Source organism: Methylomagnum sp. (assembly GCF_054333355.1).
The window spans coordinates 1-9,821 of sequence record NZ_JBTEKS010000142.1; the positions used below are offsets into that span (position 1 = coordinate 1).

The following is a 9,821-nucleotide window of genomic DNA, read 5'->3' on the forward strand; positions in this document are numbered from 1 at the left end:
TCGGACTCCGACTCCGGGGGAGCCGTTAAGCCGGGCCTTTCCACGCCAATAAATTTGTTCCGTTTCGTCACGATCCACACCACCCCACGCTATGCGCATTGTCACGCTCAACGCCAACGGCATCCGTTCGGCGGCCCGGAAAGGTTTTTTCGATTGGATGAGCAAGCAGGCCGCCGACGTGCTGTGCCTGCAGGAAACCAAGGCCCACAACCACCAATTGGAAGATAGCCTGTATTGGCCCACGGGCTATCAATGCTATTACCTGGATGCGGTGAAGAAGGGCTACAGCGGCGTCGCCATCTACGCACGGCGGGAACCCGATGAAGTCATCCAAGGTTTGGGCTGGCCGGATATGGACGCCGAGGGCCGTTACCTGGAAGCCCGCTTCGGCAGCTTGAGCGTGGTGTCGGTTTATCTTCCGTCCGGCTCGTCCAGCGAGGAGCGCCAAACGGCGAAATTCAGCTTCATGGAACGGTTCCTGCCGTTTTTGCGGGATTGCGCAAGCACCGGGCGGGACTATGTGTTCTGCGGCGACTGGAACATCGCCCACAAGCCCATCGACCTCAGGAACTGGCGTTCCAACCAGAAGAATTCGGGCTTCCTCCCGGAAGAGCGCGCCTGGATGGATGTCTTGCTCGAACAGGATGGCTGGGTGGACGCTTTCCGGGCGCTGAATACGGAAGCGGAGCAATACACTTGGTGGTCCAACCGGGGCCAGGCTTGGGCCAAGAACGTCGGGTGGCGGATCGACTACCAGATCGTCAGCCCGGCGCTCCGGGACAGCCTCCGCGCCGCCGCCATTTACAAGGACGAGCGCTTTTCCGACCACGCCCCACTGACCATCGACTATGACTACCCCTTCCCCGCGTGAGTCCCTGCTGAACCGGCGGATACTCGTCTGTGTTCTGACGGGCTTTTCCTCTGGCCTGCCGCTGTTCGTCCTGATTAGCCTATTGTCCGCCTGGTTGCGGGACGGCGGCGTTGACCTCAAGGCCATTGGATTGCTGGCCTTGGTGCAGTTTCCCTATATCTGGAAGTTCCTGTGGGCGCCGTTGTGCGACCGTTACGGACTCGGCCTGGGGCGCCGCCGTTCGTGGATGTTGGTCACTCAAATCGCCCTGTTGGCGACGTTGCCGCTGTTTGGTTGGCTCTCGCCCCAGCCGGACCTGCCCACCATCAGCGCCCTGGCGGCGGCGGTGGCGTTATTTTCCGCCACCCAGGACATCGCCATCGACGCCTTCCGCCGGGAAATCCTCCGCGACGAGGAACAAGGACTCGGCAACGTCGTCCACGTCAACGCCTACAAAATCGCCAGCTTAATACCCGGCTCCCTGTCCCTGATTCTGGCGGATCATCTGCCTTGGTCGGCGGTATTCGGCATCACGGCCCTGTTTATGTTGCCCGGCCTTTTAATGACGGTATTTGTGCGGGAACCCCCGCTGTCTGAGCGGGCGCCCACCACGCTGCGGCTAGCGGTCGTCGAGCCGTTCCATGAGTTCATTGCCCGGCGCGGCTGGGTCAGCGCATTGTCCGTGCTGGCCTTCATCTTCTTCTACAAGCTGGGCGACAGCATGGCGACCGCCCTCGCCACGCCGTTCTATCTGGACCTTGGCTACACCAAGACCGAAATCGGCATGATCGCCAAACACGCCGGGCTGTGGCCGAATGTCATCGGCGGCATCTTGGGCGGGATATGGATGGTTCGGATTGGCATACACCGCGCCCTATGGGTGTTCGGCGTGCTGCAAGCCTTGGTCATTCTAGGGTTCGCGTGGCTATCCACCGCCGGGCATACCCAGGTGGGACTCGCTGCGGTGATCGGGGCCGAAGCCTTCGGCGTGGGGCTGGGCACCGCCGCCTTCGTGGCCTTCATCGCCAGCACCACCAATCCCGCCTACACGGCCACCCAATTCGCCCTGTTCACCAGCCTCGCCGCCACGCCGCGCACCCTGGCGAACGCCTTCACCGGCTTCCTGGTGGAAGGCGGCGATCTGAAAATTGGGTCGATGGCCTTGATCCATATCGACGCCTTGGGCTGGGAGCGGTTCTTTTTGCTGTGCTTCATCGCCGCCGCGCCGGGAATGCTGCTGCTGTTCAAGGTGGCGCCGTGGAATGGCCGTCTTGCCAAGGTGGGTTTGTAGGGCGGGTTACGGCGCATGGCGATATAACTTGGAATATCAAGCCTCTCTCAAGGGGTGCGCCCAACCCGCCCAACGCAGTCAGCGCCCTTTCTGCTCCACCCGTTTCAACAAGGCGAACAAATCGCTGTTGGTCGACAGCACGATGGTGGCCTCGCCGCCGATGACTTTCCGGTAGGTGTCCATGCTCTTGAGGAAGCGGTAGAACTCCGCCGCCTCCGGGCGCTGGGTGTACGCCTTGGCGTAAATCTCCGTGGCTTTGGCGTCCGCTTCGCCCCGGATTTCCTGGACCCGCTTGTAGGCGGTGGATTGGATTTCGTTGACATCCCGCGCTTTCTGGCCGGAGATGCGGGCGGCTTCCCCTTCGCCCTCGGAGCGGAACCGCGAGGCGATCTGCTGGCGCTCGCTGATCATCCGCCGGTAGATGCGCTCCAGCACTTCCGGGTTGTAGTTGATGCGCTTGAAGCGGATGTCCAACAATTCGATGCCGAACTCTTCAAGCTTGGGTGCCGCCGCTTCAAAGATGCCCTTCTCGATTTCCAACCGCCCGTATTGAATGGGCCGCAACTGGCCCAAGGCCCCCGCGCCGGATAGCGAGGCGGCGATGCTCTCGTCCTGCTTCGGCTTGCGGTTCTTGTCGATGCGCACGACCTCGATCAACTCGTGCCGCGCCACCGCCGTGCGGGTCTCGCTGCCGAGGATGTCCTCCAGCCGGGATTGGGCGCTGCGCTCGTCCTTGAGCCGCAGGTAATAGCGCATGGCGTCGGTGATGCGCCAGCGGGCGAAGGTATCCACCTGGATGTAGGTCTTGTCCTTGGTGGAGACTTCCACCATTGGCCCATCCCAGGCCAGATAGCGCTTGTCGACACGGTTCACCTGCTGGACCAGCGGCAATTTGAAATGCAGCCCCGGCTCGGTGACGGGTTCGCCGATGGGGCGCCCGAACTGGGTCACGATGGCCTGTTCGGTCTGATCGACGGTGTAGGTGGACATCGACAGCAGCAGCGCGGCCAGCAGGCCGGCGGCGATGGCGAGGAGCTTGGTCACGGTCATTTGCGTGCCTCCGGGAGTTGGGGCGTCGGCAAGGGCAGCATGGGCAGGATTTGCTGCACCGATTCATCCACGATGATGTTCTGTTTGGCGCGGGGCAGCACATCGGCCATGGTTTCCAGGTAGATGCGGGCGCGGGTCACGTCGGGCGCCTTGACGTATTGCTCCAGCACCGCGCCGAACGCCGAGGCGTCGCCCTCGGCCTCGTTGACGCGCTTGAAGCGGTAGCCCTCGGCGGCGCGGATGCTCTGGTCGGCCTCGCCCCGGACCCGGGGCACGGCCTTGTTGTAGTCGCCGTTGGCGAGGTTGATGGCGTTCTCGCGGTCCTGCTGCGCCCGGTTCACCTCGTTGAACGAGGACTGGACAGGTTGCGGCGGATCGACGTTCTTGAGCTGCACCTGGTTGACGGAGACGCCCAGATGGTAGCGCTTGGCGAGTTCGCGCATACGGACGAGGGCGGTGTCTTCGATCTCCTGTCGGCCGATGGTGATGATTTCATCCACCGTCCGGTCGCCGATGATTTCCCGCATGACCGATTCGGACAAATCCCGCAGGGTCAGGCCGGGTTCGCGTACCTCGAAGAGATAGGTCTCCGGTTCGGTGATGCGGTACTGCACCACCCACTCCACCAGGGCGGAATTGAGGTCGCCGGTGACCATGGATTTCTCCAGGCCCGGCTGCTTGCCCACTTGGTCGGGATTGGTGGAGCCAAGGCTGGCGAGGCCGAACTCCAGCTTCAACTGCCGCTGGGTCGGCACCTTGATGACCTCGTCGATGCCGAACGGCAGCTTGAAATGCAGGCCGGGCGGCACCTTCTGGATATATCTGCCGAACCGCAGCACCACGCCTTCCGACTCGGCGGGCACGGTGTAGTACATGGTCCAGCCACCGATCACGGCCAGGATGGCGAGGATGATCCAGCGGAAGGGGATGTTCGGAAGATTGGGCAGGGACGGTGGGGGCGGGGTGTGCTGCGCCCAGGGATTCGGAGTGCTCATTGGGAATTGCTCCGGTGAAAGGATGGAAGGCTCGCGAGGCGGTGCCGGACTCCCGTAGGGTGGGCATGTGTTCATGACCACCGCAGCGCCTACACAAATAGCCAGGGCAGTTTAACGCGCCCGGGATGACATTGGCCTGCGCCGGGGTGGCTATCTTCACCCGCGCTTGATAAAACGGTGGCGCCATTAAGGTCGACACCCCGGATTCGCCACACACCCCTAGCAAAAAGATAGAAACTTCAATAGGCTATGGCGCCCTTTTGAACGGCCATCCAAAGCGGTCAGGGGGCGGTAGTGGATAGGCGGCATGGCGCGGTGTGGGGCTTTGATTAGGCGGAATGATCGAGGCTTTGAAGACGCCGCCCGGCTTGACGGGAAACGCGGTTTCCACCGCAACGTAGGGATTTCTTTATCTCCCCCGAATATTCATGCTTTGTTCGTTTCCGGGAAACAAAACCGGCAACGGGCGGCGGCGGTTTTCTCGTCACGACGGGAAAAGGCAGAGGCAAGCGCCCCTATCGAAGCACCAATCCACCGGATGAACCTCTAACCCAAGCATCACGAAGCTCTTTTCAACCCTTAGTACACTGACATGACTGACTTATCGCATTACAGAAACATCGGCATCTTCGCGCATGTGGACGCGGGCAAGACCACCACCACCGAGCGCATCCTGAAACTCACCGGCAAAATCCACAAGATCGGCGAAGTTCACGACGGCGCGGCCACCACCGACTTCATGGTGCAGGAGCAGGAGCGCGGCATCACCATCCAGTCGGCCGCCACCACCTGTTTCTGGAATGGCCATCGCTTCAACATCATCGACACCCCCGGCCACGTTGACTTCACCATCGAGGTGTACCGCTCCTTGAAAGTGCTGGACGGTGGCATCGGCGTGTTCTGCGGCTCCGGCGGCGTCGAGCCGCAGTCCGAGACCAACTGGCGCTACGCCAACGATTCCGAGGTGGCCCGCGTCATCTACGTCAACAAGCTGGACCGCATCGGCGCGGACTTCTACCGCGTGGTGAAGCAGGTCAAGGACGTGCTGGGTGCTTATCCGCTGGTGATGACCCTGCCCATTGGCCGGGAAGACACCTTCGTCGGCATGGTCGACCTGCTGACCCGCAAGGCGTGGATTTGGGACGACTCCGGCGATCCAATGAGCTACAAGATCGAGGACGCTCCCGCCGACATGGCCGACGACGTGGAGACCTGGCGTGCGGAACTGGTCGAGAAGGTCGTCGAGCAGGACGACGATGTCATGGAGAAGTACCTGGAAGGCGAAGAGCCGGACATCGACACCCTCAAGCGCCTGATCCGCAAGGGCACCATCGCCCTGGATTTCTTCCCCACCTACTGCGGCTCGTCCTTCAAGAACAAGGGCGTGCAGTTGGTGCTGGACGCCGTGGTGGATTACCTGCCCAACCCGACCGAGGTCAAGCCGCAGCCGGAAGTCGATCTGGAAGGCCACGAGACCGGCACCTTCGCCATCGTCGATCCCGAGCGCCCGCTGCGTGCGCTGGCGTTCAAGATCATGGACGACCGTTACGGCGCCCTGACCTTCCTGCGCATCTATTCCGGCAAGCTGGGCAAGGGCACCACCGTGCTGAACACCTACACCGGCAAGACCGAGCGCATTGGCCGCATCGTGGAGATGCACGCCGACAACCGCCAGGAACTCGATTCCGCCCAGGCTGGCGACATCGTGGCCGTGCTGGGCATGAAGAACGTCCAGACCGGCCACACCCTGTGCGACCCGGACAAGCCCGCCACCCTGGAACCGATGGTGTTCCCCGATCCCGTCATCTCCCTGGCCATCGCCCCCAAGGACAAGGCGGGCAATGAAAAGATGGGCATCGCGCTGGGCAAGATGGTCGCGGAAGACCCATCCTTCCATGTCGGCACCGACGAGGAAAGCGGCGAAACCATCCTCAAGGGCATGGGCGAACTGCACCTCGACATCAAGATCGACATCCTGAAGCGTACCCATGGCGTCGAGGTCATCGTCGGCAAGCCGCAGGTGGCCTACCGTGAAACCATCACCAAGCGGGTCGAGGACGGCTATACCCACAAGAAGCAGACGGGTGGTTCGGGCCAGTACGCCAAGATCGACTACATCATCGAGCCGGGCGAGCCGGGCACCGGCTTCGTCTTTGAATCCACCGTGACCGGCGGCAACGTGCCCCGCGAATACTGGCCGGCGGTGGAAAAGGGCTTCAAGAGCATGATCGACAAGGGCGTCCTGGCGGGCTTCCCCTGCGTGGACTTCAAGGTGACCCTGACCGATGGCGGCTTCCACGCCGTGGACTCCTCGTCCATCGCCTTCGAAATCGCGGCCAAGGCGGCGTTCCGCCAGACCGTGCCGAAGTGTGCGCCGCAGTTGATGGAGCCTATCATGAAGGTGGACACCTTCACCCCGGACGCCCACGTCGGCGACGTGATCGGCGACTTGAACCGCCGCCGGGGCATGATCAAGTCCCAGGAGGCCGGCGTCACCGGCGTCCGCATCAAGTCCGAAGTGCCGCTGTCGGAGATGTTCGGCTACATCGGCGACCTCCGCACCATGACCTCCGGCCGCGGCCAGTTCTCGATGGAGTTCTCGCACTACATGCCGTGCCCGAAGAACGTGGCGGACGCGGTCATCAAGGAAGTGAACGAGCGCAACGCCGCGAAGAACAAGTAAGGGCGTTTCGTGACGGGACCGCCGCCGGGCCGTTGAGGTCGGGCGGTGGGTTCTGGGACTGAAAAAGGCGACTCGCTTGGGCGGGTCGCCTTTTTTGTTAAGCGATTTTTGGGCCGCTCTCGCTTTACAATGAGTCAGTAATTCCAAGGAGATGAAAGGCCATTATGAAAAACGCCAAACTCACCGCGCTGACGCTTGAGCGCTTCAAATCATTCAAGGAACCCACCCGCATTGAGTTATCCCCGCTGACAGTTATTTTGGGCCGCAATAACTCGGGGAAAAGTTCGATTATCCAAAGTCTTTTATTGCTTAAACAAACTTTGAATGATCCCCGCTCGGATGTGATGTTGCGGTTGGATGGGCCGATGGTGGAGGCGTTTAGTTTGCGGGAATTGACGTATGGGTGGCCTGAAACAAAGGGTGAGGTGGAGGGGCCGACCATAACTATCGAGTGGGAGTGCGATATTAATATTAACGAAACCAGAGCGAAGGCTGATAGACCAACACTATATGGGCTAACTAAGTATTATTGCAATGCAAACTTAAAAGGTTCTAACGGCATAGAAAACAGCAATACCTTGAAATTGTCATTGTGTCTATGGACCATCGAAAACAAAGCTGGAACTTTTGTTTCTTCAATACAAATGACACTGCATGACAAGGAGGTCGGGGAAGCCCCAATAAAACTTGTGTTTAATGATAATATTTGGGCGTGCTACTGGTATTCTGATTCTCTGGATAAAATTGAGGTGAAATTTGACCACTTCATCCCATATCTCCGAATCAACCGCCGTCGAGTTGCCAAATCAAGTTACCAACGTGATGTGCATGATATATATATGATATTTTTTGCCCAGCCGATAGAGGCGCTAAAAAAGCTACTATCGGAATTCCATTATCTTGGCTCAAACCGGCAGACCCCGCCCAGCTTATTCAAACCCGCCACAACCCCGCCCAACGATATCGGCATTAACGGCGAATTAGCCGCCCAATTACTCCACCGCCGCCAACACGACGCCGTCCATTTCCTGCCGCCGCTTGAAGTCGCGGAAGATTCAACGATTAGCATCCCCGACAAAGTTTGTGAGCTTCCTTTAGTGGGGGCGGTCAATAAGGTAATGCAGGGATTATCCATCAATGCCCCGCTGCGGGTAAAAGAAATCGAGCAAATCGGCTTTCAATTGATGTTCGGCGAGGCGTCATTGCTGCATGTCGGGCGCGGACTCAATTCTTTGCTACCCGTGATTGAATTAGGACTATTTGCCGACCCATTAAAATTCAATGGCCCATTTGGTGATTTATCCTTAAGCGAATATCAAGAGCAGTGTGCCGGTTTCAGCCATATCGCCCTAGAAGAACCCGAAGCGCATTTACACCCCAAAGTCGCCAGCCGCTTAGCGCACTGGTTTGTCAGTCTGGCAATGGCGAATCGCCGCTTGATGGTGGAAACCCATAGCGACCATTTAGTGCGGCGGTTACGGGGTTTGGCGGCGCGGGCGGGCAGCGGTAGCGACTTGGAACGCTGGCTACTGGAAAATGTGGTGATACTCAGCGTTGAGCAAGATGAAAACGGCGCATCAACCGTCACCAGTAGCCGCTTGACCGCCCAGGGCGGCGTCGAAGAAGTCTGGCCCGCCGACTTTATGGACGAGGCCACCGACGAGGAAAGCGCGATTTATTACGCGAAATTAGATAAGGCCGAGCAAGCCGAATCTACGTCCAAGGCCGAGGCATTATTTGATGTGAATGAAGGCGAGGAACCCGAATTGGATGATGCGCCATGATTGGCTTGCTTGATCCCGCTTTATTCTTGCCCCGAGATACTAAACAAGTTCAACAAGAACTCGACCTTATTATTCAAATTTGCAGAAAGCACGCTGTCGCGTTAGCGCCTCTGTCGGAATACTGGAATGAGCTATGGTCCGATTTGGCTCGCCCATTAGAGAAACAGCTAACGCCCGAAGCGAGACGCTCCTTGCAAGAACTTCGTAAACTCGCCGATAAATCGACGATTAAAGCCCCACCTTTATCGCTGCAATCAGGCACGGTTTGGCGGCGAGGGTTCCAGCAATTATTTGGGGGCGATGCCTCTCTCACGGCTTGGGAAGAACCTATGATGCGGGCCGCATTACAGGCATTGGCCGTTCAGCCTCAAGTTATTCTACTGACCCGGAAAATGCCGGGAAGGAATGTTCGGTGTCATGCTTCTGGTGGAACCACCTTGGAAGAAATTACCCGCTGGCGGCTATTTGTTCAGCCCAAAGGGATTGGTTCTCAGCGAATATATTGCATCCATCATCCGCGCAATCTTCAAGAGCGTTGGACGGTGCGTTTCGATTGGCGGTTGCCTACGGTATCCGATGGCGCAGATTATCCCTTTTTCCCACCAGAAAAATGGTGGAAACCTTCGACAGAATCTTTCCGCACGATTTGCAGTAAACCGGCGTGGGTCGATAAACTGGGGAATGGGTGGGCACGTCCGAATATACCCGGCGGGGCGGGCTATCATTGGGACGTATTTATCCAGTCGCCCCAGTTACAGGAAAAGGTGGGGCTTAGCCAAATTAATGTCGTTGAATTTGGTGCCCCCATCACTCAAGGAAAACCCGGCACAATTCATCACGTACCGGGTGAAAAACGCGGAAAAGTCACGGGCACGGCCTGGACTTGCTGATTTTTAGGAGCGGGCAAAATAAAGGCCGACCCGGTTTTCAAAACCGAGTCGGCCTACATAACTACTTTCTACAGCGCCCCGCCATGAAACACCAACTGCCCAAGAAACTCCTCGCCCTGCTCGGCGTATTCGATGCGGGTAATCCCGGCGTTGGCGACCTTGATGCGGAATAAATGGGAAAGGGGAATATCGAGGATATGGCCGATCACCATGCGAATCGTCCCCGCATGGCAAACCATCAGAATATGCTTGCCCGAGTGCCGATTAAGAATGTCATT

The 9,821-nt window shown here is 58.8% G+C and carries 8 protein-coding genes; 5 read left to right on the top strand and 3 right to left on the bottom strand.

The features are described 5' to 3' along the window. The first annotated feature begins 91 nt into the window (after nt 1–91). Both ACXWUF_RS12120 and ACXWUF_RS12125 read left to right on the top strand, forming a co-directional pair. Nucleotides 92–871 (top strand): exodeoxyribonuclease III, encoded by a 780-nt coding sequence (locus ACXWUF_RS12120; protein WP_458494925.1) that lies wholly within the window; start codon nt 92–94, stop codon nt 869–871. After that, a complete protein-coding gene (locus ACXWUF_RS12125) occupies nt 849–2,141 on the top strand; it encodes an AmpG family muropeptide MFS transporter (RefSeq protein ID WP_458494926.1) in 1,293 nt (430 codons plus the stop codon). The genes ACXWUF_RS12120 and ACXWUF_RS12125 overlap by 23 nt, the downstream gene beginning before the upstream one ends. A gap of 78 nt (nt 2,142–2,219) precedes the next feature. On the opposite strand, the gene hflC is transcribed toward ACXWUF_RS12125, so the two are convergent. Together hflC and hflK are read right to left on the bottom strand one after the other, a co-directional pair. Then, nucleotides 2,220–3,191: a protease modulator HflC gene (hflC, locus tag ACXWUF_RS12130; RefSeq protein ID WP_458494927.1), complete on the bottom strand. Its 972-nt coding sequence runs from the start codon at nt 3,189–3,191 to the stop codon at nt 2,220–2,222. After that, nucleotides 3,188–4,186: an FtsH protease activity modulator HflK gene (hflK, locus tag ACXWUF_RS12135; protein ID WP_458494928.1), complete on the bottom strand. Its 999-nt coding sequence runs from the start codon at nt 4,184–4,186 to the stop codon at nt 3,188–3,190. Before hflK ends, hflC begins: the two co-directional genes overlap by 4 nt. 592 nt (nt 4,187–4,778) lie before the next feature. Between hflK and fusA the strand changes: the two genes are divergently transcribed. The 3 genes from fusA to ACXWUF_RS12150 all read left to right on the top strand — a co-directional run bounded on the left by fusA (nt 4,779) and on the right by ACXWUF_RS12150 (nt 9,543). Next, nucleotides 4,779–6,869, top strand: a complete 2,091-nt coding sequence (gene fusA / locus ACXWUF_RS12140) for an elongation factor G (protein ID WP_458494929.1) — start codon at nt 4,779–4,781, stop codon at nt 6,867–6,869. Nucleotides 6,870–7,033: 164 nt separating this feature from the next. Further along, a complete protein-coding gene (locus ACXWUF_RS12145; RefSeq protein WP_458494930.1) occupies nt 7,034–8,653 on the top strand; it encodes an AAA family ATPase in 1,620 nt (539 codons plus the stop codon). Next, on the top strand, nt 8,650–9,543 hold the full coding sequence (locus ACXWUF_RS12150) for a hypothetical protein (RefSeq protein ID WP_458494931.1): 894 nt from the start codon (nt 8,650–8,652) through the stop codon (nt 9,541–9,543). The genes ACXWUF_RS12145 and ACXWUF_RS12150 overlap by 4 nt, the downstream gene beginning before the upstream one ends. 68 nt (nt 9,544–9,611) lie before the next feature. On the opposite strand, the gene ACXWUF_RS12155 is transcribed toward ACXWUF_RS12150, so the two are convergent. Then, nucleotides 9,612–9,821, bottom strand: a 210-nt coding sequence (locus tag ACXWUF_RS12155) for a histidine phosphatase family protein (RefSeq protein WP_458494932.1), incomplete at its 5' end; no start/stop codon positions are given.